Here is a 23296-nt window from a genome sequence, read left to right as displayed (position 1 = left end):
AGGGGGACCGGGCCTCCGCCTCACCGGTCCCGGCGCCGCCGCTCCGCGAGGGCCGTGTGGACCGAGGCGATCGCGCTGGCCCCCTCGCCCATCGCCGCCGCGACGCGCTTGATCGACCCGGTGCGGGTGTCGCCGACCGCGAACACCGACGGGGCGCTGGTCTCGAACGGCAGCGGTCCGCGCCCCAGCCCCTCCCACACGGGCCCCAGGCCCAACTCGACCAGGGCGGTGTCGGTGCACACGAACCCGCTGCGGTCCCGGGTGACGCCGTCCAGCCATTCGGTCGCGGGGTCGGCTCCGATGAAGCAGAACAGGCCGCTGGTCGGGCGGGGCGCCCCGAGCCCGGTGCGCCGGTCCGTGAGCACGACCTCCGCGAGCCTGTCGTCGCCCCTCAGCCCGGTGACCTCGGTGTTCGTGTGCACGGTGATCTCGGGGTGGTCGTGCAGGCGCGCCACCAGGTACTCCGACATCTTGGCCGACAGGTCCGCGCCGCGGACGACGAGGTCGACGCGGCTGCCCCGGCCCGCCAGGTACAGGGCGGCCTGCCCCGCCGAGTTCGCGCCGCCCACCACGGTGACCGGGTGCCGGGAGCACGAGCGCACCTCCAGTTCGGTGGCGGCGTAGAAGATGCAGCCCGCCTCCTCGAAGTCCGCCCAGCGGTCCAGCGGCAGGGTGCGGTAACGGGCGCCGGAGGCCACCACGACCGCCCGGGTGTCGATACGGCTGCCGTCGGCCAGGTACAGCACCGGGTCGGGCCCGGTGGTGTCCAGCCGGTCCACCCGGCACGGCATGTACATCGCGGCACCGAACTTCAGCGCCTGGATCGCCGACAGCCGGGTCAGCTCCTCCCCCGCGATACCGTGCGGGAAGCCGGGGTAGTTCTCGATCCGGGAGCTGGACGCGGCCTGCCCGCCGGTGCCCAGGGCGTCCAGGACCACGGTGTTCAGCCCCTCGGAGGCCCCGTAGAGCGCGGCCGCCAGCCCGGCGGGCCCGGCCCCCACGACCACGAGGTCGAGGTCCTTGCAGCTCGGCCGGTAGGCCTTGCCGATGAGTCCGGCCAGGATCCCCGGGGTGACGTCGCGGGTCACCCGCCCGGCGAACACGACGGCCGGCAGGTCGCCCTCGGCCAGGCCGACGGCGTCGAGGAGCCTGCGGCCGTCCGGCGCGTCGGCGTCGTGCCACTCGTAGGGGAGCCGGACCCGGGCGGCGTAGGTGCGCAGGGCCAGGGTGGCCGACGAGTCGGGCCGGCCGATCAGATCGACGGGGCGGACCGCTTCGCGCAGGTACTCCCGGCGGACCAGCAGGGCCTCCAGGACGGTGTCGGAGAGCTCCGCCTCCTCGGCCATCATCGTGCGGAACCGCTCCCTGGACAGGCGGTGGACCCGGCCCGGCGCCACGACCCGTACCGTCACGAAGGCCATCTGGTCGCCGAGCAGGTTGACCTCGCCGAGGAAGTCGCCGGGCCCCATGGTCATGAAGACCTCCTCGGGGCGGCCGAAGGAGGCCTCGCGGACCACCTCGACGTAGGCCTCGTCGAGGACGATGAGGTCGCGCTCGAAGTCGCCGGCGCGGGTGAGGACGTCGCCGGCCTTCACCTCGTGCCCGGTCCCGTAGGAGCGCAGCCGGTCGAACCGGGCGAAGTCCAGCCGCGGCCGGAGCCTCTCCATGATCCCGTCGTGCGCAGACCGACCCATCCCGATGCCCCTTCCGCCCCCGTAGTTCCCTTTCCTACCTGTTCGGGCACGCGGATTCCAGGGACCCGGCGGCGGGGCGCCGGAGGCGCTCCGGGAAGGGGCGCCGGCGGGGCGGCCCTCAGGCGGCGCGGACGGGGTGCTTGAAGACCTGCTCGCGGTGCCAGCGCACGTGGTCGGGGGCGACCGGCGGGGAGGCCGCGGGCAGGAGCAGGTCGCGTCCGGCGAGGTCGGTGACGATCCGCCGGGCCTGGTCGGAGCGGGCCTCGAAGCGCGGGGAGACGTCCAGGGTCAGCTCCGCGGTGAGGCCGAGGACGCCCCGGTCCAGGAGCAGGTGGTGCTGGGAGCACAGCGCCAGCCCGTTGTCCACCGTGTCGGGCCCGGCCTGGGACCACCAGCGCACGTGGGCGGCCTCCAGGCCGACCGGGACGCCGTCCATCCACCCGTCGTAGCCGCAGAACGCGCACCGGTGGCCGTAGGCGTCCAGCACCGCCTCCCGGAAGGCGGGGTCGCGGTCGCCGGACGCGGCCCACCGCCCGGGGGCGAGGGAGAGCCCGGTCAGGGCCAGCACCTCCTCGTGCAGGGAGGACGGGAAGTTCGCGTCGAGCAGCAGGCGGGCGACGCGGGTGCGCAGCCCCGGGTCCTCCTCCAGCGCGCGGGAGAAGTCGGGGGCGAGGCTCCCCCGGGCGCCGGAGCGCCGCAGCCGGCCCGGATTGTCCCCGGGGTCGTCGCCGTCGTCCGTGGCGAGCAGCCACAGCCCGTCGTCGTTGGCCAGGCGGCGGAAGGGGAAGGCCGGCGTCGTGCCGTTCTTAGCCGGTGGGGCGAACTCGTCCAGCAGCAGCCGGAGGCGCTCCTCCGCGGCGCTGTAGAGGATGGGGGCGTCGCCGTGGCGCTGGTGGTGGCCCAGCGCGTACAGCAGCAGGAGGGGTTTGTGCGGCGCCCGCACGCCGTCGCGCCGCCACTGCCTGATCCGGCCGATCCGCTCTTCCCAGTCCATGGCGCACGACTCTAGCGGCGGGACGGAGGGCGGGATCACAGGCGACATGTCGGACTAATCGTCCTACGATTGCAGACGTGCCGGAATCCAACCGCGGCGTCGCCCTCGGGGCGGGCGCCTTCCTCCTCTGGGGCTTCGCAGCCCTCTACTGGCCCTTCCTCTCCGCCGCCCAGCCCGCAGAGATCCTCGCCCACCGCATGGTGTGGTCGCTGCTGGCGATGTGCGTGTTCCTGATGCTGGCCCGGCGCGGCTGGAAGTGGCTGCCCGGGGTGGTCCGCAGCCCGCGCCGGCTGCTGCCGGTGGCCGCCGCCGCGGTCCTCATCTCCCTCAACTGGTGGGGGTTCATCTACTCGGTGTCGACCGAGCAGACCCTCCAGGCTTCGCTGGCGTACTTCATCAACCCGCTGATGGCGGTGTGCCTGGGCGTGGTGCTGTTCTCCGAGCGGCTGCGCGCGGCGCAGTGGACCGCGGTGGGCCTGGGCCTGCTCGCGGTCGTGGTGATGACGGTCGGCTACGGCGTCACGCCGTGGCTGGCGCTGCTGATGGCCTCGTCGTTCGCGGCCTACGGCGCGGTGAAGAAGTACGTGGACCTGGACGGGATGCAGAGCCTCACCGTGGAGACCCTGGTGATGTTCCTGCCCGCCCTGGGCTACGTGCTGTACCTGGAGTTCTCCGGGGCGGGGACGGCGGTCTCGGTGTCCCCCGCACACACGGCGCTGCTGGTCGGCGGCGGTTTCGTGACGGCGCTGCCGCTGCTGATGTTCGGGGTGGCGGCCCGGCGCCTGCCGCTGAGCGTGATCGGGATGCTCCAGTACATCGCGCCCACCATCATGTTCTTCATCGGCTGGCTGGTGCAGGGCGAGGAGATGCCGCCCGCCCGGTGGGCCGGGTTCGCGCTGGTGTGGCTGGCGCTGTGCGTGTTCGCGTTCGACCAGGTGCGCGGCGCGCGGGCGCGGTCGGCGCAGCGGCGGCGGGCGGAGAGCCCGGCCGTCGAGCCCTGCGACTGACCTCGGGGTTCCCGGTTCCGGCGTTCCGAAACTACGATCCGTGACCTTGTGCTAACGTCGAGTCGCGAACCGGATGTCTCCCGGTTCCCGACGGTCCGCACGTCACGGAGGGCACCCTCATGTCCCGCACCAGCCGCACGCCCCGCGCCCCGCGCGCGGCCGCGGTGGTGCGTCCGCCCTCCCTGCTGCTGCTGCCGCTGTTCGTCGGGGCGGCCCTGGCCGCCCTGTGGCTGATCGGCGCGCCGTCCGCGCAGGCCGACACCGCCGGGCCGCTCGGCCTGGACCGGGCCGCCTCCCTGGACCGGGCCGCCTCGCTGGACACCGGGCTCGCGCAGGGGCTGGACCCCTCGCTGGAGGCCGGGGTCGCCGAGGTCGCCGCACCGGTCACCGACACCCTGGGCACCGTCCACCGGAGCCTGGAGGAGCGGACGGAGTCCGCCCCCGCCGTCACCGAGGTCGGCGAGGAGGTCCACGAGGGCGCCCGGCGCGTGGTCCGCGAGCTCTCGGCCGCCGACCAGGTCCAAGCGGAGAACCTCGTGGCCCACATCGCCGCCACCCGCGTGGCCCCCGCGCCGGCGGAGCCGGCCGCTGCGGCCCCCGCGGCCGCGGCCGAGCCCGCCGGGACCGCCCGCCCCGGCGCCGGGGACGGGGAGCCCGGCGGGGAGGCCGGTGCCGGGGAGGCCGTCCTCCGGGACGCCGCCCCCGCGCCGCTCCCGGTGCTCCGGGCCGCCGGGGCGGTCGCCGACGCCGCGACGGTGGACGGGCAGCGCCCCGCGGCCGCCGCCGAGCACGACGTCTCCGCGGCCCCCCAGCTCTCCACCGGTTCCGCCGCGCCCACCGGGGCCGGCGCCCCCGCGGTCGCCGGGTACCTCGCCGTCGTGCCCGTCACCGCTCCCGCCGCCGACGTGCTCTCGACCGCCGTCGACGCCGTGCACCCGGTGCCCGCGGGCGCCGCCGACGACCCCACGGTCTCCCCCGACTAGGAACGGGCCGCTCCGACGGACCCGTTCCCAGCCCTTCCCGCTCTGGGAGCTGACCTGAGTCCCGTGCCCCGTACCGCCCCGCCGCGGTCCCGCTCACGTGATTCACGTCAGCCGGTGGTCCACCGGCTCCCGGCCGGCCCCGACCCGACGTCGCGGCCGCCCCGCAGCACACCGCAACCACAGAGCCTTCCGGAAGGAAACCCATGTCGCAGGCCAAGCGCATTTCAGCCAGGGCTGTTCTGCTCGCCGCCGGAACCGCCGGCTTCGTCGCCCTCGGCGCCGGTGTCTCGGGGGCCGAGGCGCTCGCCTCCCCCGTCGCCGAGATCGCCCCCACCGTCGAGCGGGCGCTCGTGGAGGGCGTCGCCCCGACCATGAACAGCGCCTTCCCCGGCGGGATCGGCCCGGTCGCCGGGAGCACGCTCTCCGAACTCCAGGAGACCTCCCGCAACGCCGACAAGCCCGCGCCCGACCTGGCCGCGATGGTGCCCGCCGGCGAGCCGGAGATCGCCACCCCGGTCGGCGGCGTCGCCAACCCGAGCGCGGCGCTGGCCGACGCCCTCGCCGCCACCCAGGACGCGACCGGCCTGGACGGGAACCCGCACGACACCGTCGGGCACGACCTGGGCGAGGCCGTCCAGAAGCGGGCCACCGAAGCGGGCGACGAATTCGGGACCACCGCCCAGGGCGCGGGCGGGGCCGTGGAGGGGGCCGCCTCGGAGGTGCTCCCGCACACGGTGGTCGCGGCGTACGGCCTCCGCGAGGAGTTGGGCGTGCCCTCGGTCTCCGACCTGCCCCGCCCCGGCGACCTGGTCCAGGGCCTCGACGCCTCCCGGCTGTCCGAGGCCGCGGCCGTCACCGAGGCCGTGGACCTGTCCGACCCCACCGCGCTGACCCGGGAGAACACCCTGGGGGTCGGCGAGGTCCTGGACGTGGCCCCCGCCCTGCCGACCGCCGGCGGGACCGTGCCGCAGAGCGCCCAGGAGCCCGTGGTCCCGAACATGTGGGACTTCGCCTACGCGTTCGGCGTGGAGACGCCCAAGGCCCTCCAGGACGTGGTGGAGTCCAACCCGGTCACCGACGACAACTACGTGAGCCTGGGCGAGGAGGAGGTCCTGGGTGCGGTCGGCAACCGCAACCTGGACGAGAGCATCACCGCCGTTCCCCGGCGTGAGCAGCAGACCTCCCCCCTGGCGCAGGGGCCGGCCGTCGTGGAGACGCCCGCCGTCGCGCAGCTGCCCGACGGGCAGCGGACGCCGGGGCTGTCGGACCTGACCGACGCGCTGATGACCGGCGCCTCCGACCTGGGCTCGGCCGAGATGGTCGCCCTCGACGGGCCGATCGCCGACAGCGAGGTGCCGCGGGTGGGCACCGGGCTGCCCGCCGTGGACGAGGCCCTGCCGCAGGTCGCCGACACCTCGTCGCTGCCCACCCTGGCCGAGGGCCCCGACATGTCCACCGCCGAGGACCTGGTGGCCGGCCTGAGCCGCGGGCCCGCCCTGCTGGAGGACCTGGACACCAGCGACCTGGTCTCCATCGAGGGCGGCACCGCCGAGGCCCCGCCCGCGCCCGAGGGCACGGTGTCGCACCCGACCTTCCTGAACCCGCTGCCCGGCTCCGAGGCCCTGCCCGTGGTGAGCTAGGCGGTTCCCCCCGGGCGCGTACCCGCCCGGGGACCGGGACGCCCCCGACGCGCCCGGGGGCGTCCCGCCGCTCCTTCCTGCAGCCCGATGGCGCCGCACCGGCGGCGCCATCGGCGTGTTCCGCTCAGGCCGGGACGTGGTCGGCCAGCGGGAAGTCGTAGGCGCGCTTCAGACCCGGCGGCGCCCCCGTCAACGAGATCAGCCGGGTGAACGCCCCGAACAGCCAGGACCGGACCCGCAGGCCCACCTCGCCGGTGTCCGGAGCGGTCATGGCGGTGTTCGTACCGCCCATCGCGAGGTTGGCGTCGACGAAGCCGCGTATCGCCCGTTCGTAGGCGGGGAAGGCGGTCCGGTGGTCCCCTCCCGCCCGGGCGAGCCCGCCGGCCAGGACGCAGGCGCCGACCAGGGCCAGGGTGCTCCCCTGGCCGGTCATCGGGTCGGGGCAGTAGCCGGCGTCCCCCACCAGGGCCACCCGGCCGCGGGTCCAGGAGTCCATGTGGATCTGGACGGAGGGGGACACGTGGACGGCGTCGGAGCGCTCCATGGCCGCCAGCACGCGCCGCACCTCCTCGCCGTCCCCCGCGAAGCGCTCGCGGAGCCGCCGCTTGTGCTCCTCCGCGTCGGCCACCGGTTCCCGGTCGCGGGTGAGGACCGTGCACTCCAGGGTGCCGGCCTCGGGGAAGGGCGCGAGGAGCATCCCGCGCCCGGGGCGGACCAGGCCGCGCACGTGGTCGGTGAGCCCGAGGTCGTTGGGGAGCTCGAAGAGGGCGATGTTGGTCCCCAGGTACTTCCGGAAGCGCTCCTTGGGCCCGAAGACGAGGGAGCGGGTGTCGGAGTGGATCCCGTCGGCCCCGACCACGAGGTCGAAGTCCCGCGGCCGCCGGTTCCGGAAGCTCACGGTGACACCGTCGTCGGACTCGCGGATCCCGGTGACCGAGTCGTCGAACAGGTACTCGGCCTCGTCGCGGGTGGCGCGGTACAGGATCTCGCAGAGGTCGCCGCGGCGGATCACCAGGCCCTGTTCGCCGGAGACCAGCGAGGCCCCGTCGATCACCACCTGACGGCGCCCCCCGTGGCCGAAGCGGATCTCCCCGGGCGGCGCGCCGGAGAGCTCGCGGGCCTCCTCCAGGAGCCCGGTGCGGCGCAGCGCGTCGACGCCGACGCCCTCGATCTGGATGCGGTGGCCGCCGGTGCGCACGGCCGGTGCCCGCTCCACGACGGTGGGCCGGAACCCGTAGCGGTGCAGCCAGTGGGCGAGGGCCGGGCCGGCGATGCCGCCGCCCGAGATGAGGATGCGTTCTCCCGGCATGTCGTCCTCCCGAGAAGTGGACCGGTACTTTTGATTGTACGTACGTTCAAATCCAAGGCAAGGGGTTCTCCCGGCCGGAATCGGACGCGCCCCCCGGGAACGCCGACGGCGCCGGTCCCGGTGGGACGCGGCGCCGTCGGTGCGCGGGCGGGGCGGTCAGCCGGAGCGTTCCACCACGTAGTCGCACAGGGCCTCGAAGGCGTCGCGCGCCGGGCCCTGCGGCAGGGTGGCCAGCTCGGCGCGGGCCTTGTCGGACCAGCCGCGCAGGGTCTTCTCCGCCTCGGCCATCGCCGGGTGGGCGCGCAGCAGGCCCAGGGCCTCCTCGGCCTCGGTGTCGTCCAGCGGGCGGCCCAGCAGCGACTTGAGCCGGTCGTCGGCCGGGTCGGTGGAGCGCAGCGCGTAGAACATCGGCAGGGTCAGCACGCCCTCGCGCAGGTCCGTGCCGGGGACCTTGCCGGACTCGCGGGTCTCGGCGGCCACGTCGATGAGGTCGTCGGCGAGCTGGAAGGCCATTCCCAGCGCGTCGCAGGCGCGGGTGAGCGTGCCGGTGGTCACCGGGTCGACCTTGCCGAACATGCCGCCGAACTCGGCGGAGGAGGCGATGAGGGAGGCCGTCTTGTCCCCGATGACCCGCAGGTAGTGGTCGAGCGGGTCGACGCCCTCGGGCGGGCCGGAGGTCTCCAGGATCTGTCCCTGGACCAGCCGGCCGAACGTCTCGGCCTGGAGGCGGACGGCCTCCGGGCCCAGGTCGGCGAGGATCTCCGACGCCTTGGCGAACACGTAGTCGCCGGTGAGGATGGCGATGGTGTTGCCCCAGCGCTGGTTGGCGCTGGGCTTGCCGCGGCGCAGTTCCGCCTCGTCCATGACGTCGTCGTGGTACAGCGTCGCCACGTGGGTCAGCTCGACCACGGCCGCCGCCGGGATGAGGTCGGGCATGTCCGGGTCGCCGAAGTGCGCGGCCAGCAGCACCAGCATCGCCCGGAACCGCTTGCCCCCGGCCTCCAGCAGGTGGGAGGCGGCCTCGGTCAGCATCGGGTCGCTCGCGCGCACCGACTCCCTCAGGACGTCCTCGACCCTCTCGAGACCGTCCTGGACCTCCCGGGCGAGGGCCGAGTCGACTCTCGGCAGAGCGAGAAACCCGCTCGGGACAGCACCGCTCACCGTAAAGCTCCACCTGTTGAACGGGCACGGCGGCGGCCTTTCGGGGTCGCCGCGTGCTCAGCACATGAACATGATCCGACTTGCCACGGTATCCGACCCGGAATGATCATCCAAAGCCACACCCGGGTACGACCCGGACCGGAACGGAACCGCAGCTCATCCGGCCCGGGCCGGGGCCGTGCCCCCTCGAACCCCCGCTCCGCCCCGGTTCGCGCGAGGGCGCCCGGGGAACTGGGGCCTTCGGCCCTTCCAGAACCCCGTGCGCCCTCGCGGACCCCCGGTGGTACAGGGGTGCGTTCGAGAACGGCCCCTACGGCCGCCCGCCCTCGGTGGACGCCTGGTCCACCATCACCGAGACCGGGTCCTGACCGCTCTCCGGGGAGGGCAGCAGGTTGTCGAGCACCGGCCCGGGGTACAGGCCGAGCGCCAGGGTGGCGGCCACGCCGATGGCGATGACCCCGCCGGTGGCGGCCCCGGCCCGCACGACGGTGGGCCCGTCGGCCTCCGGATCCCGGAAGAACATCACAACGATGATCCGGACGTAGAAGAACGCGGTGACGGCGCTGCTGAGCACGCCGACGATCACCAGCGGGGTGGCCCCGGCGGCGACGGCGGCCTCGAACACCGCGAACTTGCCGATGAACCCGCTGGTCAGCGGGATGCCCGCGAAGGCCAGCAGGAACAGGGACAGCGCCCCCGCCAGCAGCGGGTGGCGGCGGCCCAGCCCCGCCCACCGGTCCAGGTCGCCCAGCTCCTGCCCGCCGTCGGCGGTGCGGACCAGGGTGACCACGGCGAACGCGCCCAGGGTGGTGAACCCGTAGGCGGCCAGGTAGAACATCGCCCCGGCCAGGCCGTCGGTGCTCCCGGCGACCACGGCGGTGAGGATGAACCCGGCGTGCACCACCGAGGAGTAGGCCAGCAGCCGCTTCACGTCCCGCTGGGACACGGCGATGACCGCGGCGACCACCATGGTGAGCACCGCGATGATCCACAGCATCGGCTCCCAGGCCCCGATCCGGCCGCCGAAGGGCACGAAGAACACCCGCAGCAGGGCGCCGAACGCGGCGACCAGGGTGCAGGAGGCCATCAGCGCCGTGACCGGGGTGGGCGCGCCCTGGTACACGTCCGGCTTCCAGTTGTGGAACGGCACCGCGCCGACCTTGAACAGCAGGCCGACGGCGACCAGCCCGATCCCCATGAGCAGCAGCGGCTCGCCGTTGCCGTCGGCGAAGATCGCCGCCCCGCCGGCCTCGACGGCCGCGCGCACCTCGCCGAAGTTCACCGAGCCGGCGTAGCCGTACACCATGGCGGCGCCGAACAGGAAGAACGCCGAGGAGAACGCCCCGAGCAGGAAGTACTTGACCGCGGCCTCCTGGGAGAACAGGCGGCGCCTGCGGGCGAGCCCGCACATCAGGTACAGCGGGAGGCTCATCACCTCCAGGGCGATGAACATGGTGAGGAAGTCGTTCGAGGCGGGGAACATCAGCATCCCCAGTACCGCGAACAGCACCAACGGGTAGATCTCGGTGTGCTGCGACCCGGCCAGGATGTGCGCCCGCTCCTCCTCGCTGCCGGGGACCGCGGCCGCCTGGGCGGCGAACGCGTCCCGGCCGTCGCGGCGCTCGGCGATGAGCAGCAGGCTCACCAGCGCCAGCACCGTGATGGTGCCCTGGAAGAACAGCACGGTCCGGTCGACGGCCAGCGAGCCGACGCCGACGGTCACCCCGGCCTGCCCGTCGGGCAGGGAGCCGACCTGGAGCACGACGAGCACGAACGTCGCGAGCAGGGCCAGCGCGGCCAGGCCGATCTGGAGCGGGCGGCGGCGCGCGGCGGGCACGAACGCCTCGAACAGCACGGCCACCATCGCGGCGCCGAACAGGGTGAGCAGCGGTGCCAGCAGCCACCAGTCGAGGACCGGTGCCTCCTGGGTGACGACGGGGAGGTCCTGGGGGATCACTCCGCGCCTCCTTCCTCGGCGGAGTCGACCGTGGCCACCACGGTGCGTTCCGCGGCCGGTTCGATCGCGTCGAGCAGCGGCTGCGGGTACAGCCCGAACGCGATGATGAGCGCGAGCAGCGGACCGACGGCCCACGCCTCGCGCGCGGACAGGTCCTTGAACCCGGACACGCTGTCGGCGGTGGGCCCGGTCATGGTGCGCTGGTACATCCACAGGATGTAGAGCGCGGCGAGCACGACGCCGATCACGGCGATCAGGGCGGGCACGGGGCTGAACGCGTACACGCCGACGAACACCAGGAACTCGCTCACGAACGGCGCCAGCCCGGGCAGGGCGAGCCCGGCCAGGCCGGTGACCAGGAAGACCCCGGCGAGTTTGGGCGCCGCGTTCTGCACCCCGCCGAAGTCCTCGATGCGCGAGGAGCCGCGGCGGGCCACGAGCAGCCCCACGACCAGGAACAGGGCCCCGGTCGCGAACCCGTGGTTGACCATGTACAGCGCGGCCCCGGTCTGGGCCTGCGCGGTCATCGCGAAGATGCCCAGGGTGATGAACCCGAAGTGGGAGATCGACGTGTAGGCGACCAGGCGCATCATGTCGGTCTGGCCGATGGCCAGGATCGCCCCGTAGACGATGCTCACCAGGCTCAGCACCACCACGGGCCACACGAACCAGGACACGGCCGCGGGGAACAGCTCCATGCAGTACCGCAGCATGCCGTAGGTGCCGACCTTGTCGAGCACGCCCACCAGCAGCACGGCGGTGCCGGGGCGGGAGGCCCCGGCGGCCTGCGGCAGCCAGGTGTGCACGGGCCACATCGGCGCCTTGATCGCGAAGGCGATGAAGAAGCCGAGGAACAGCCAGCGCGCGGTGGACGGGTCCAGGGCGGCCAGCGCCCCGTCCTCCCCGACCAGGTCGGCCCAGAGGAAGGTGCCGCCGTGGACGAAGACCCCGATGACGGCGACCAGCATGACCAGGCCGCCGGCGAGGCTGTACAGCAGGAACTTGACGGCCGCCCGGGCCCGCTCGTCGCCGCGCCCGTACCGCCCGATCATGAAGTAGACCGGGATGAGCATGGCCTCGAAGAACACGTAGAAGAGGAAGACGTCGGTGGCCGCGAAGACCCCGATCATCATGGCCTCCAAGGCCAGGATGAGCGCGAAGTAGCCGCGCCCGCCGTCCTCCCGGTCGTCGTGCTCCCTCCAGGCGGCCAGGACCACCAGCGGGACCAGGACCGCCGACATGAGGATCAGGGTGAGGGCGATGCCGTCCACCCCGACGGCGAAGTGGACCCCGAAGCGGGGGATCCACGGGTACTCCTCCACGAACTGGAGGGAGCCGGCGTTCGACGTGTCGAAGCGCAGGGACATGGCGACCAGGACGGCCAGGGTGGCCAGGGAGAAGCCGAGCGTGATGCGCTTGGCGTTCTCGGCGGAGGCCGCCCCGGAGGCGGTGGCCGCGGGGGCGCGGACCGCCGTGGCGGTGCCGCCGCCCCCTTCGGACGCGACGGCGGCGGCCGACGCGGCCGGCGCCCGGCCGCCCGCACCGGTGCGCGGGAGCGCCCAGACGAGCACGGCGCCGATCGCGGGCAACGCGATCGCGATGGTGAGCCAGGGGATCATTGTCTACAACCTCACAACCAGCGTCGCGGCGACGATCACGGCGCCGAAGAGCATGGTGAGCGCGTACGACCGGGCGAAGCCGGTCTGCGCCCGCCCGAGCCCGCGGGAGGAGTCGCGCACGCCCGCGCCGAGCCCGTTGACGAACCCGTCGATGACCTTGTCCTCGATGTCGGAGAGCACCTTGGTGAGGACCTGGCCGGGGCGCATGAACAGCCCCTCGTTGATCTCGTTGCCGTACAGCTCGCGGCTCGCGGCGACGGTGACGAGGTTCCCCTTCGGCGCGGTGCGCGCGACCGGGCGGCGCAGGTACACGGCCCAGGCCGCCGCCACACCGAGGACCAGCACGCCCAGCGCCGCCAGCCCGTAGGGCGAGGTGAAGGCGTGGGCCAGGTCGAAGTGGTGCGGGTGGGCGCCGATGGTGGGCGCCAGGAAGTTCGCGAACCGGTCGCCGAACACCAGGAACGCGCCCAGGAACACCGAACCGATGGACAGCACGACCATGGGGGCGGTCATGCTCACCGGAGACTCGTGCGGGTGCACGCCCTCGTCCCACCGCTTCTCGCCGAGGAAGGTCATGAAGAACATGCGGGACATGTAGAAGGCGGTGAGCCCGGCGCCGAGGATGACCGCCGACCCCAGGACCATGCCCTGGGTGCCGCCGACGCCGAACGCCTCGGTGATGATGCTCTCCTTGGTCCACCAGCCGGACAGCAGCGGGACGCCGATGATGGCGAGGTAGCCCAGTCCGAAGGTGGCGAAGGTGATCGGCATGACCCGGGCCAGGCCGCCGTAGCGGCGCATGTCGACCCCGTCGTCCATGGCGTGCATGACCGATCCGGCGCCCAGGAACAGCCCGGCCTTGAAGAAGCCGTGCGTGATCAGGTGGGCGATGGCGGCCACGTACCCGACCGGGCCGAGCCCGGCGGCCAGCACCATCATGCCGATCTGGCTCATCGTCGAGCCGGCCAGGGACTTCTTGATGTCGTCCTTGGCCGAGGCGATGATCCCGCCGGCGAGCATGGTGGCGGCCCCGACCACCGCGACGGTGGTCTGCGCGGCGGGCGCGGCCTCGAAGACCGGCCCGGCGCGGACGATGAGGTAGACGCCCGCGGTGACCATGGTCGCCGCGTGGATGAGCGCCGACACCGGGGTCGGGCCCTCCATGGCGTCCAGCAGCCACGCCTGCAGGGGCAGCTGCGCGGACTTGCCGCAGGCGCCGAGCAGCAGGCACAGGCCGATGGCGACCAGCACCCCGTTCCCGGCGCCGGGGACGGCGGCGAACACGTCGCTGAAGCTCACGGCGCCCAGGGCGGTGAACATGATCATGATCGCCGCGAGCAGGCCCATGTCGCCCACGCGGTTGATGATGAACGCCTTCTTGGCCGCGGTGGCCGCCGACGGCTTGTACTGCCAGAACCCGATGAGGAGGTAGGACGCCAGGCCCACGCCCTCCCAGCCCAGGAACAGCAGGGCGAAGTTGTCGGCCAGGACCAGCACCAGCATGGCCGCCACGAACAGGTTGAGGTAGGCGAAGAAGCGCCGCCGCCCCGGGTCGTGGGACATGTAGCCGATCGAGTAGACGTGGATCAGCGACCCGACGAACGTGATCAGCAGGACGAAGCTGATGGACAGGGGGTCGACCAGCAGGTCCGCCCCCACCGTGAACTCGCCGACCGAGAACCACTCGTAGACCGGGACCGACACGCTGCGCGCGTCCTGGGCCCGGCCCAGGAGGTCGAACAGGATGAGGGCCGCCCACACGAACGAGCCCACCGGCAGCGCCGTGGCGAGCAGGTGGCCCCAGGAGTCGGTCCGCTTGCCTCCCAGCAGCAGGACCGCCGCGCCGGCCAGCGGCAGGGCGATGAGCAGCCAGGCGTTCGACAGAACCGCGCCTTCCGCGGCCACCGCCGTCCCGGTGTCGGCGGCGAGGAGAGTGTGTTGTTGCACTGCCACGTCGCCTTCTAGTGCTTGAGCAGGTTGGCGTCGTCCAGCGACGCGGACCTGCGGGTTCGGAAGATCTGCATGATGATCGCGAGACCGACGACCACCTCGGCGGCGGCGACGACCATCACGAAGAAGGCGATGACCTGCCCTTCGATGTCCCCGTGCATGCGGGCGAACGCGACGAACGCCAGGTTGCAGGCGTTGAGCATCAGCTCGACGCACATGAAGACGATGATCGCGTTGCGCCGGATGAGCACGCCGACCGCGCCGATGGTGAACAGCAGCGCCGCGAGGACGATGTAGTTCATCGGGTCCATGTCGACTCCACCTCCTGCCCGTCGCCGTTCTCCTGGGCCTGGTCGCCGGCACCCGCCTCGTGCGGGTGGGCCTCGGCCCCCGCGGTGGGCTCGCCCTCCTTGGAGTGGGCCGAGTCCGACGCCCCGCCGGGGAGCGGCGGGCGCCCCGCCCGGACGTCGTCGGGCACCCGCGACTGGTACTCGGGGTCGCGGGCGGTGAGCACCGGGTTGAGCGAGAGCCGGGCGACCTGGCCGTCCGGCAGCAGCGCGGGCATGTCGATCGCGTTGTGCCGGGCGTAGGTGCCGGGCCCGGGCAGCGGGGTCGGGTGGTCGCCGCGGATGCGGTCCTCGGAGATCTCCCGCTGGGTGCGCCGCTTCTTGGTGCGGGCGGTGTGGGCCAGCACCAGGGCGCCCAGGACCGCGGTGACCAGCAGCGCGGCGGTGGCCTCGAAGGCGACCACGTAGCGCAGCAGCAGCTCCCCGGCGATCCAGGGGATGCTGCCGCCCGCCGCCGCGGTCCCGGCGGCCAGGCCGACCGGGTCGCCCACGGAGATGCGGGTGATGCCGGTGGCCAGGGCGCCGACGAAGCACAGGGCGACGACGGCGGTGAGCAGCCGCTGCCCGCCCAGGGTCTCCTTGAGGGAGTCCGCGGAGCTGACGCCGATGAGCATCAGCACGAACAGGAACAGCATGAGGACCGCGCCGGTGTAGACGACGATCTGCACGACCATGAGGAAGGGCGCGGCGTTGATCCCGTAGAAGATCGCCAGGCCCACCATGGTCAGCGCCATGGACATGGCCGAGTGGACGGCCTTGCGGGAGAACACCACTCCCAGGGCGCCGAGCAGGACGACGGTCCCCAGGATCCAGAAGGCCGAGGCCTCCCCGCCGCCGATGGGGGCGGCGAGGTGGACCTCGTGCGTCGGGCCGAGGGGGGAGGCGAGGAGGGCGGAGGGGGTCATCGGACCGCCTCCGTGCTCTCGTGGTGCCCGTCCTGGGAGCCGTGCTGGCCGCGGCCGGTGGCGTAGTAGTCGAGGTCGCTCTCGCCCAGGCGCATCGGGTGCGGCGGCGCCTCCATGCCCTCCTTGAGGGGGGCGAGCAGCTGCTCCTTGGTCCAGATCAGGCTCTGCCTGCTGTCGTCGGCGAGCTCGTACTCGTTGGTCATGGTGAGGGCGCGCGTCGGGCACGCCTCCACGCACAGCCCGCACAGGATGCAGCGCAGGTAGTTGATCTGGTAGACCCGCCCGTAGCGCTCACCGGGCGAGTAGCGGTCGTCGTCGGTGTTGTCACCGGCTTCGACGTAGATGGCGTCGGCGGGGCAGGCCCAGGCGCACAGTTCGCACCCGATGCACTTCTCCAGCCCGTCCGCCCACCTGTTCAGCTGGTGCCGTCCGTGGAAGCGCGGCGCCGTGGGGCGCTTGACCTCCGGGTACTCGACGGTCGGCACCTTCTTGAACATGGTGTGGAAGGTGACGCCGAAACCCTTGACGGGATTGAGCCAATCAAGCACCGGTGACCTCCCCCTTCTGCTTGACGCTGCGGCCCGCGGCGGCCGGGGCCGTCCGCGGCGGTTCGGCGAGCACGCTGCTCCCGTAGTGCGGTGCGGTGCTCGGTGGCACGGGGAAACCGCCGAAGGCGGAGTCCTCGTGTGCGCGGCGGGCGTTCTCGGCGCGCTGGGCCGCCTCCTCGGCGCGTTCGCGGCGCGCCGACCGGAGCCAGGCGTAGAACGCGGCGAGGGTGGCGAGGGTGAACGCGGCGACGACCGAGCCGATGACGACCGGGGAGGCGCCGTCCAGGACGAGCATCCGCACGACCGCGACGGCGGTGATCCACACCAGCTGGATGGGGATGAGGACCTTCCAGCCGAACTGCATGAGCTGGTCGTACCGGACCCGGGGCAGGCTGCCGCGCGCCCAGATGAACAGGAACATGACGCCGACGAACTTGAGCAGCCACCACAGGGCGGGCCACCAGCCCTCGTTCGCCCCGGGGAAGGCGGTGCCGATCCCGAAGGGGGCGTACCAGCCGCCGAGGAAGAGCGTGACGGACACGGCGGCGACCGTGCACATGTTCACGTACTCGGCGAGGAAGAACATCGTGAACTTCATGGACCCGTACTCGGTCATGAAGCCGCCGACGATCTCGCCCTCGCCCTCGGCCAGGTCGAACGGGAGCCGGTTGGTCTCGCCGATCATGGTGACCAGGTAGATCAGGAACGACGGCAGCAGCAGCACCGCGAACCACAGCCCGCGCTGGGCCTCGACGATCCCGGACGTGGTGAGCGTGCCCGACATGATGAAGACCGCGACGAACGACAGGCCCATCGCGATCTCGTAGCTGATCACCTGGGCGGACGCGCGCAGGCCGCCGAGCAGGGCGTAGGGCGACTGGGACGCCCAGCCGCCGAGCACGAACCCGTACACCCCCAGGGCCGCGGTGGCCAGGACCACCAGGGCCGCGATGGGCAGGTCGGTGAGCTGGAGCGGGGTGACGACCCCGAACAGGTTCACCTCGGGCCCGATCGGGATGACCGAGAAGGCGATGAACGCGGGGACGGCGGCGATCACCGGGGCGGCGATGTAGACGAACCGGTCGACCCCCTCGGGGATCAGGTCCTCCTTGAGGGAGAGCTTGATCCCGTCGAACAGGGACTGGAGCAGGCCCCAGGGGCCCATCCGGTTGGGTCCGTGCCGCTGCTGCATGCGGCCCATGACCTTGCGGTCGGCCATGATCATCATCAGGACGCACACCATCAGGAAGACGAAGATGGCGAGCGCCTTGATGGTGGTGATCCACCACGGGTCGTTGCCGAAGGCGCTGAGCGTCTCCTCCGACGCCAGGTGCGCCACGCTGGTGGCGACGGGGGTCACTGGTGCCTCCCGGCGGTGCTCGGCGCCGACAGCAGGACCGTCTCGCCCGCGCCGCTGCCCAGGTCGCGACGGATGTCGCAGCCCCTGGCGTTGGCCGGGAGCCAGACGACCCGGTCGGCGATGTCGGTGACGACCACGGGGACGGTGACCGAGCCCCGGGTGCCGGTGACGCGGAGCGATCCGCCGTCGGGCACCCCGACCTCGTCGGCCGTGGCCTGGGACAGGTAGGCGCGGGCCGGCCGGGCCGTCCCGGCCAGGAACGGCTCGCCGTCCTCCATCCGCCCGGTGCCCAGGAGCTGGCGCCAGGTGGACAGCAGGGCCTCGCCGGGGCGGGGCTCGGGGACGGGGACCGGGCGGACGGCCGGGGCCGCGGCCCGCTCCCCCGCCCACAGGCCCAGCTCCAGCAGCTCGCGGTAGGCGGAGGCGGCGTCGGGCAGCCCCAGGTGGACGTCCATCTCGTCCGCGATCGCGGACAGGACCCGCAGGTCGGAGAGGGCTCCGGGGACCTTGAGCGCGTCGCCGAAGGGCCGGTGGCGGCCCTCCCAGTTGACGAAGGTGCCGGACTTCTCGGCGACGGCGGCGACGGGGAAGACCACGTCGGCGCGGTCGGTGACCTCGCTCGACCGCAGTTCGAGGCTGACGATGAACGGCACCCGGGCCAGGGCCGCGCGGGCGGCCTCGGGGTCGGGCAGGTCGTCGAGCTCGACCCCGGCGACGACCAGGGCGTCGAGCTCGCCGCGGGCGGCGGCCTCGATGATGGCGGCGGTGTCGCGGCCCGGCTCCGGCGGCAGCGTGCCGACGTTCCAGGCGCGGGCGACCTCGGCGCGGGCCGAGGTGTCCGAGACGGGCCGTCCGCCGGGCAGCAGCCCGGGCAGGGCCCCGGCGTCGACGGCGCCGCGCTCCCCGGCCCGGCGCGGGATCCACACCAGGCGGGCGCCGGTGCGGTCGGCCAGCGCCGCGGCGGCGGTGAGCGCGCCGGGGACGGCGGCCAGCCGCTCCCCGACGACGATGACCGCGCCCTGCGCGCCCAGGGCCTCGACGGCCTCGGGTGCGGTGTCCTCCAGGGCGTTGAGGACGCGGGCCTCGTCGCCCGGCACGGTGCCGATCAGCGTGCCGCCCGCCTTGGTGAGGCCGAGGCTGGCGTGACTGGCGACGGAGTACAGCTTCAGCCCGCGCTTGCGGTGGGCCTTGCGCAGCCGCAGGAACGTGGAGGGCGACTCGTCCTCGGGCTCGAACCCGGCCAGGAGCACGGCCGGGGCCTTCTCCAGGCCGGTGAAGTCCACGTCGATCGGGGTCCCGGCGACACGGGCCGCCAGGAAGTCGGCCTCCTCCCGCGAGTGGGCGCGGGCCCGCATGTCCACGTCGTTGGTGCCCAGGGCGACCCGCGCGAACTTGGCGTAGGCGTAGGCGTCCTCGTAGGTGAGACGCCCGCCGGTCAGGACGCCGACCCGGCCGCGGGCGGCGGCCAGGCGGCGGCCCGCGACGGAGACGGCCTCCGGCCAGGAGGCGAACTCCAGGGCCCGGGAGTCCTCGTCGCGCACCAGCGGCCGGGTGAGCCGGTCGCTCTGGGTGGCGTAGGTGAACGCCCACCGGCCCTTGTCGCAGTTCCACTCCTCGTTCACCTGCGGGTCGTCGCCGGCCAGGCGGCGGGTGACCTTGCCGCGCCGGTGGTCGGTGCGCTGGGCGCAGCCGCCGGAGCAGTGTTCGCAGACGCTGGGGGTGGAGACCAGGTCGAAGGGGCGGGACCGGAACCGGTAGGCCGACCCGGTGAGGGCGCCCACCGGGCAGATCTGCACGGTGTTGCCGGAGAAGTAGGAGTTGAACGGCTCGCCGCCGGCGATCCCGACCTGCTCCTTGGCGCCGCGCTCCATCAGCTCGATGAGCGGGTCGCCGGCGATCTGTGCCGCGAACCGGGTGCAGCGGGCGCACTGGATGCAGCGCTCCCGGTCGAGCAGCACCTGGCTGGACAGCGGGATCGGCTTGGGGAAGGTCCGCTTGACGTCGATGAACCGGCTCTCGCCCCGGCCGGTGGACATCGCCTGGTTCTGCAGGGGGCACTCGCCGCCCTTGTCGCAGACCGGGCAGTCCAGCGGGTGGTTGATGAGCAGGAACTCCATGATGCCGCGCTGGGCCTTCTCCGCCACCGGGGAGGTGAGGTGGGTGTTGACCACCATCCCCTCCATCACGGTGATGGTGCAGGACGCCTGCGGTTTGGGCATGCCGCGCCCGTTGCCCATGTCGGGGATCTCCACCAGGCACTGGCGGCAGGCCCCGACCGGGTCCAGGAGCGGGTGGTCGCAGAAGCGCGGGATCTGGATCCCGAGCAGTTCGGCGGCGCGGATGAGCAGCGTGCCCTTGGGCACCTGGATGCGGAAACCGTCGATGGTGACGGTGACCAGGTCCTCGGGCGGGGGCGCGGGGGCCGCTCCGCCCGGCGTGTTGGTGGTGACGGTCACGGGTTCCCTCCCGTCGTGGTCGGGCGGTCCGCCCACAGGGTGGACCTGGAGTGGTCGAAGGGGCAGCCGCCCTGCTCGACGTGGTCGATGTACTCCTGGCGGAAGTGCTTGATCGACGACATGACCGGGCTGGTAGCGCCGTCGCCCAGGGCGCAGAACGACCGGCCGAGCAGGTTGTCGCAGATGTCCAGGAGCTTGTCGAGGTCGGCCTCGGTCCCCTGGCCGCGCTCCAGGCGGTCCAGCACCTGGACCATCCAGTAGTTGCCCTCGCGGCAGGGCGTGCACTTGCCGCAGGACTCGTGGGCGTAGAAGGCGATCCAGCGGCCGACGGCGCGGACCACGCAGGTGGTCTCGTCGAAGATCTGGAGCGCCCGGGTGCCGAGCATGGAGCCGGCGGCGCCCACCGACTCGAAGTCGAGCGGGGTGTCCAGGTGCTCCTCGGTGAAGATCGGCGTGGAGGAGCCCCCGGGGGTCCAGAACTTGAGGCGGTGGCCCGCGCGGATCCCGCCCGCCATGTCGAGCAGCTCGCGCAGGGTGATGCCGAGCGGGGCCTCGTACTGGCCTGGCCGGGTGACGTGCCCGGACAGGGAGAAGAACCCGAACCCGGCGGACTTCTCGGTGCCCATCGAGGTGAACCACTCGGCGCCGCCCAGGACGATGCTGGGGACGCTGGCGATGGACTCGACGTTGTTCACCACGGTCGGCGAGGCGTAGAGCCCGGCGACCGCGGGGAACGGCGGCTTGAGCCGGGGCTGGCCCCGGTAGCCCTCCAGGGAGTCCAGCAGGGCGGTCTCCTCGCCGCAGATGTAGGCGCCGGCCCCGGCGTGGACGACCACGTCGAGGTCGAACCCGGTGCCGAGGATGTCCTTGCCCAGCAGCCCGGCGGCGTAGGCGTCGGCGACGGCCTTGCGCAGGCGGCGGATGACGTGGACGACCTCGCCGCGCACGTAGATGAACGCCTGGCTCGACTTGATCGCGTAGGAGGCGATCGCCACGCCCTCCACGAGGGAGTGCGGGTTGGCGAGCATGAGCGGGATGTCCTTGCAGGTCCCGGGCTCGGACTCGTCGGCGTTGACGACGAGGTAGCGCGGGTTGGGGTTGTCGGCCGGGAGGAAGCCCCACTTCATGCCGGTGGGGAACCCGGCGCCGCCGCGCCCGCGCAGGCCCGACTGCTTGACCAGGTCGACGAGGGCCTCGGGCTCCATGGCCAGCGCCCTGCGCAGGGCCTGGTAGCCGCCGTCGGCCCGGTAGCCCTCCAGGGTGAAGGAGTCGGGTCGGTCCCAGTTGTGGGACAGGACCGGGGTCAGGGTGGTCACTTGGCCTCCTCCTCACCCTGGGCGGGACGGGGAAGGTTCGCGGGATCGGGAGCCGTCCATCCGCGCTCGCGCGCGAGGGCCAGCCCGGCCAGCGAGGGCCCGGCGGCCTGCACGCCCTCGCCGGCGCGGCCGTCGTCGAACCCGGCCAGCACCCGGGAGGCCTGCTTCCAGGTGCACAGGGACGCCGGGCCGCGAGTGGGCGCCACGTCGTTGCCCAGGCGCAGGTCGTCCACGAGCCGCTTGGCCGAGTCCGGGGTCTGGTTGTCGAAGAACTCCCAGTTGACCATCACGACCGGCGCGAAGTCGCAGGCCGCGTTGCACTCGACGTGCTCCAGCGTGACCTTGCCGTCCTCGGTGGTCTCGTTGTTGCCGACGCCCAGGTGCTCCTTGAGGGCGGCGAAGATCTCGTCCCCGCCCATCACGGCGCACAGGGTGTTGGTGCACACCCCCACCTGGTAGTCGCCGCCGGGGCGGCGGCGGTACATGGTGTAGAAGGTGGCGACCGCGTTCACCTCGGCGAGGGTGATGCCGAGCTGGTCGGCGCAGAAGCGCATCCCGGCCCGGCTGACGTGGCCCTCCTCCGACTGCACCAGGTGCAGCAGCGGGAGGAGCGCCGACCTCGGCTTCGGGTAGCGGCCGATGAGCTCCTTGGCGTCCTGCTCCAGGCGCGCGACGACCTCGGCGGGGAACGTGTCGGCCCCCTCCGGGATCGCGGTCGCGCCGTGGTCGTGGCTGTGGTCGTGTCCGCTCACCGGTCCACGCCTCCCATCACCGGGTCGATACTGGCCACGGCCGCGATCACGTCCGCCACCGTGCCGCCCTCGCACATGGCGGCGACGCTCTGCAGGTGGGTGAAGGAGGGGTCGCGGAAGTGCACGCGGTAGGGACGGGTGCCCCCGTCGCTGACCGCGTAGCACCCGAGCTCGCCCTTGGCGCTCTCGACGGCCGCGTAGGCCTGGCCCGCCGGGACCCGGAAGCCCTCGGTGACCAGCTTGAAGTGGTGGATGAGCGCTTCCATGGAGCTGCTCATGATGTGCGCGATGTGGTCGGGCGAGTTGCCCATGCCGTCCGGCCCCAGCGCCAGCTTGGCGGGCCAGCCGATCTTGGCGTCCTCGATCATCACCGGGCCCGGCGCCAGCTTGTCCAGGCACTGCGCGATGATCTTGAGGCTCTCCTCCATCTCGGCGATGCGCACCCGGTAGCGGGCGTAGACGTCGCCGCCGTCGGAGACGGGGACGTCGAACTCGTAGCCCTCGTACCCGCAGTACGGCTTGGCCTTGCGCAGGTCGTAGGCCAGCCCCGAGGCCCGCAGCAGCGGGCCGGTGACGCCCAGGGCCATGCAGCCGGGCAGGTTGAGGTAGGCGACGTCCTTGGTGCGGGCCAGGTAGACCGGGTTCTCGTCGAGGAGCTTGCGCATGATGGTGATGCGCTTGGGCATCTCCTCCAGCAGCTCCCGGACCTTGCCGACAGCGCCGGGCGGCAGGTCCTGGGCGACCCCGCCGGGGCGGACGTAGGCGTGGTTCATCCGCAGGCCGGTGACGAGCTCGAAGATGTCCAGGATCATCTCGCGCTCGCGGAAGCCGTTGGTCATGACGGTGGTGGCGCCCAGCTCCATGCCGAACGTCGCCATCGCCACGAAGTGCGAGGCCATCCGGTTGAGCTCCATCATCATCACGCGGATGACGTTGGCCCGCTCCGGGATCCGGTCCTCGATGCCCAGCAGCTTCTCGACCGCCAGGCAGTACGCCGTCTCGTTGAAGAGCGGCGTCAGGTAGTCCATGCGGGTGACGAACGTGGTGCCCTGCGTCCACGTCCGGAACTCCATGTTCTTCTCGATGCCCGTGTGCAGGTAGCCGATCGCGACCCGGGCCTCGGTACAGGTCTCACCGTCCAGGGTGAGGATGAGGCGGAGCACGCCGTGCGTGGACGGGTGCTGCGGCCCCATGTTGACGACGAGGCGCTCGGCGCTGGTCGCCTGCGCCTTCTCGATGACGTCGTCCCAGTCGCCGCCGGAGGCGTCGATGTAGTCCTCGGTGACGGTCATGCCGTG

General features: G+C 72.9%; 18 protein-coding genes. 3 read left to right on the top strand and 15 right to left on the bottom strand.

Annotated features, from left to right (window positions below):
- Nucleotides 1–20 precede the first annotated feature (20 nt).
- Both ACFVNO_RS12915 and ACFVNO_RS12910 read right to left on the bottom strand, forming a co-directional pair.
- Nucleotides 21–1667 carry an FAD-dependent oxidoreductase gene (locus tag ACFVNO_RS12915; protein ID WP_378892153.1) on the bottom strand — a complete coding sequence of 549 codons (1647 nt, stop codon included), beginning with the start codon at nucleotides 1665–1667 and terminating at the stop codon, nucleotides 21–23.
- A 145-nt stretch (nucleotides 1668–1812) separates the two neighbouring features.
- Entirely contained in the window at nucleotides 1813–2688 is an 876-nt protein-coding gene (locus ACFVNO_RS12910; RefSeq protein WP_378892150.1) for a phosphorothioated DNA-binding restriction endonuclease, read from the bottom strand.
- A 77-nt stretch (nucleotides 2689–2765) separates the two neighbouring features.
- On the opposite strand from ACFVNO_RS12910, the gene rarD reads away from it, so the two are divergent.
- From rarD to ACFVNO_RS12895, 3 genes are all read left to right on the top strand, one after another.
- Entirely contained in the window at nucleotides 2766–3695 is a 930-nt protein-coding gene (gene rarD, locus ACFVNO_RS12905; protein WP_355262832.1) for an EamA family transporter RarD, read from the top strand.
- Nucleotides 3696–3814: 119 nt separating this feature from the next.
- Nucleotides 3815–4678, top strand: coding sequence for a hypothetical protein (locus ACFVNO_RS12900; RefSeq protein WP_355262835.1), 864 nt, complete (start codon nucleotides 3815–3817; stop codon nucleotides 4676–4678).
- A gap of 203 nt (nucleotides 4679–4881) precedes the next feature.
- Entirely contained in the window at nucleotides 4882–6318 is a 1437-nt protein-coding gene (locus ACFVNO_RS12895) for a hypothetical protein (RefSeq protein ID WP_378892146.1), read from the top strand.
- 124 nt (nucleotides 6319–6442) lie between these two features.
- Here ACFVNO_RS12895 and ACFVNO_RS12890 read toward each other — a convergent pair whose 3' ends face one another.
- The 13 genes from ACFVNO_RS12890 to ACFVNO_RS12830 all read right to left on the bottom strand — a co-directional run bounded on the left by ACFVNO_RS12890 (nucleotide 6443) and on the right by ACFVNO_RS12830 (nucleotide 23290).
- Nucleotides 6443–7627 (bottom strand): FAD-dependent monooxygenase, encoded by a 1185-nt coding sequence (locus ACFVNO_RS12890; RefSeq protein ID WP_378892143.1) that lies wholly within the window; start codon nucleotides 7625–7627, stop codon nucleotides 6443–6445.
- Between the two features lie 156 nt (nucleotides 7628–7783).
- Nucleotides 7784–8788 carry a polyprenyl synthetase family protein gene (locus ACFVNO_RS12885; RefSeq protein WP_378892141.1) on the bottom strand — a complete coding sequence of 335 codons (1005 nt, stop codon included), beginning with the start codon at nucleotides 8786–8788 and terminating at the stop codon, nucleotides 7784–7786.
- A gap of 310 nt (nucleotides 8789–9098) precedes the next feature.
- Nucleotides 9099–10745: an NADH-quinone oxidoreductase subunit NuoN gene (gene nuoN, locus ACFVNO_RS12880; protein WP_220563455.1), complete on the bottom strand. Its 1647-nt coding sequence runs from the start codon at nucleotides 10743–10745 to the stop codon at nucleotides 9099–9101.
- Nucleotides 10742–12364 (bottom strand): NADH-quinone oxidoreductase subunit M, encoded by a 1623-nt coding sequence (locus tag ACFVNO_RS12875; protein WP_355262844.1) that lies wholly within the window; start codon nucleotides 12362–12364, stop codon nucleotides 10742–10744. The genes nuoN and ACFVNO_RS12875 overlap by 4 nt, the downstream gene beginning before the upstream one ends.
- Nucleotides 12365–12367: 3 nt before the next feature.
- A complete protein-coding gene (gene nuoL, locus ACFVNO_RS12870) occupies nucleotides 12368–14311 on the bottom strand; it encodes an NADH-quinone oxidoreductase subunit L (RefSeq protein WP_378892138.1) in 1944 nt (647 codons plus the stop codon).
- Nucleotides 14312–14325: 14 nt separating this feature from the next.
- Nucleotides 14326–14625 carry an NADH-quinone oxidoreductase subunit NuoK gene (gene nuoK / locus ACFVNO_RS12865; protein ID WP_220563458.1) on the bottom strand — a complete coding sequence of 100 codons (300 nt, stop codon included), beginning with the start codon at nucleotides 14623–14625 and terminating at the stop codon, nucleotides 14326–14328.
- Nucleotides 14613–15566 (bottom strand): NADH-quinone oxidoreductase subunit J, encoded by a 954-nt coding sequence (locus ACFVNO_RS12860; RefSeq protein ID WP_355262851.1) that lies wholly within the window; start codon nucleotides 15564–15566, stop codon nucleotides 14613–14615. Before ACFVNO_RS12860 ends, nuoK begins: the two co-directional genes overlap by 13 nt.
- Complete coding sequence (nuoI, locus tag ACFVNO_RS12855; protein WP_220563460.1) at nucleotides 15563–16114, bottom strand: NADH-quinone oxidoreductase subunit NuoI; 552 nt, start codon at nucleotides 16112–16114, stop codon at nucleotides 15563–15565. The genes ACFVNO_RS12860 and nuoI overlap by 4 nt, the downstream gene beginning before the upstream one ends.
- Entirely contained in the window at nucleotides 16107–17474 is a 1368-nt protein-coding gene (gene nuoH / locus ACFVNO_RS12850; protein WP_355262855.1) for an NADH-quinone oxidoreductase subunit NuoH, read from the bottom strand. Before nuoH ends, nuoI begins: the two co-directional genes overlap by 8 nt.
- Nucleotides 17471–19930 (bottom strand): NADH-quinone oxidoreductase subunit G, encoded by a 2460-nt coding sequence (locus ACFVNO_RS12845; RefSeq protein WP_378892133.1) that lies wholly within the window; start codon nucleotides 19928–19930, stop codon nucleotides 17471–17473. The genes nuoH and ACFVNO_RS12845 overlap by 4 nt, the downstream gene beginning before the upstream one ends.
- The gene (gene nuoF / locus ACFVNO_RS12840; RefSeq protein ID WP_355262861.1) at nucleotides 19927–21246 is read right to left on the bottom strand and encodes an NADH-quinone oxidoreductase subunit NuoF; all 1320 of its coding nucleotides are present in this window, start codon (nucleotides 21244–21246) and stop codon (nucleotides 19927–19929) included. Before nuoF ends, ACFVNO_RS12845 begins: the two co-directional genes overlap by 4 nt.
- Nucleotides 21243–21956 carry an NADH-quinone oxidoreductase subunit NuoE gene (gene nuoE, locus ACFVNO_RS12835; RefSeq protein ID WP_378892403.1) on the bottom strand — a complete coding sequence of 238 codons (714 nt, stop codon included), beginning with the start codon at nucleotides 21954–21956 and terminating at the stop codon, nucleotides 21243–21245. The genes nuoF and nuoE overlap by 4 nt, the downstream gene beginning before the upstream one ends.
- Nucleotides 21957–21994: 38 nt before the next feature.
- A complete protein-coding gene (locus ACFVNO_RS12830; RefSeq protein WP_355262867.1) occupies nucleotides 21995–23290 on the bottom strand; it encodes an NADH-quinone oxidoreductase subunit D in 1296 nt (431 codons plus the stop codon).
- Between the last annotated feature and the right edge of the window lie 6 nt (nucleotides 23291–23296).

This window comes from Nocardiopsis sp. NPDC057823 (genome assembly GCF_042797335.1).
Taxonomy (GTDB): Bacteria; Actinomycetota; Actinomycetes; order Streptosporangiales; family Streptosporangiaceae; genus Nocardiopsis; species Nocardiopsis changdeensis.
This window is presented reverse-complemented; position numbering and strand designations above follow the sequence as displayed.

Bases quoted from the DNA above. Each gene is read 5' to 3' on its own strand.
- ACFVNO_RS12890 (WP_378892143.1), bottom strand. From the start codon at position 7,627: ATGCCGGGAGAACGCATCCTCATCTCGGGCGGCGGCATCGCCGGCCCG.
- ACFVNO_RS12915 (WP_378892153.1), bottom strand. From the start codon at position 1,667: ATGGAGAGGCTCCGGCCGCGGCTGGACTTCGCCCGGTTCGACCGGCTG.
- nuoK (WP_220563458.1), bottom strand. From the start codon at position 14,625: ATGGACCCGATGAACTACATCGTCCTCGCGGCGCTGCTGTTCACCATC.
- ACFVNO_RS12830 (WP_355262867.1), bottom strand. From the start codon at position 23,290: ATGACCGTCACCGAGGACTACATCGACGCCTCCGGCGGCGACTGGGAC.
- ACFVNO_RS12875 (WP_355262844.1), bottom strand. From the start codon at position 12,364: ATGATCCCCTGGCTCACCATCGCGATCGCGTTGCCCGCGATCGGCGCC.
- ACFVNO_RS12910 (WP_378892150.1), bottom strand. From the start codon at position 2,688: ATGGACTGGGAAGAGCGGATCGGCCGGATCAGGCAGTGGCGGCGCGAC.
- ACFVNO_RS12900 (WP_355262835.1), top strand. From the start codon at position 3,815: ATGTCCCGCACCAGCCGCACGCCCCGCGCCCCGCGCGCGGCCGCGGTG.
- ACFVNO_RS12895 (WP_378892146.1), top strand. From the start codon at position 4,882: ATGTCGCAGGCCAAGCGCATTTCAGCCAGGGCTGTTCTGCTCGCCGCC.
- ACFVNO_RS12860 (WP_355262851.1), bottom strand. From the start codon at position 15,566: ATGACCCCCTCCGCCCTCCTCGCCTCCCCCCTCGGCCCGACGCACGAG.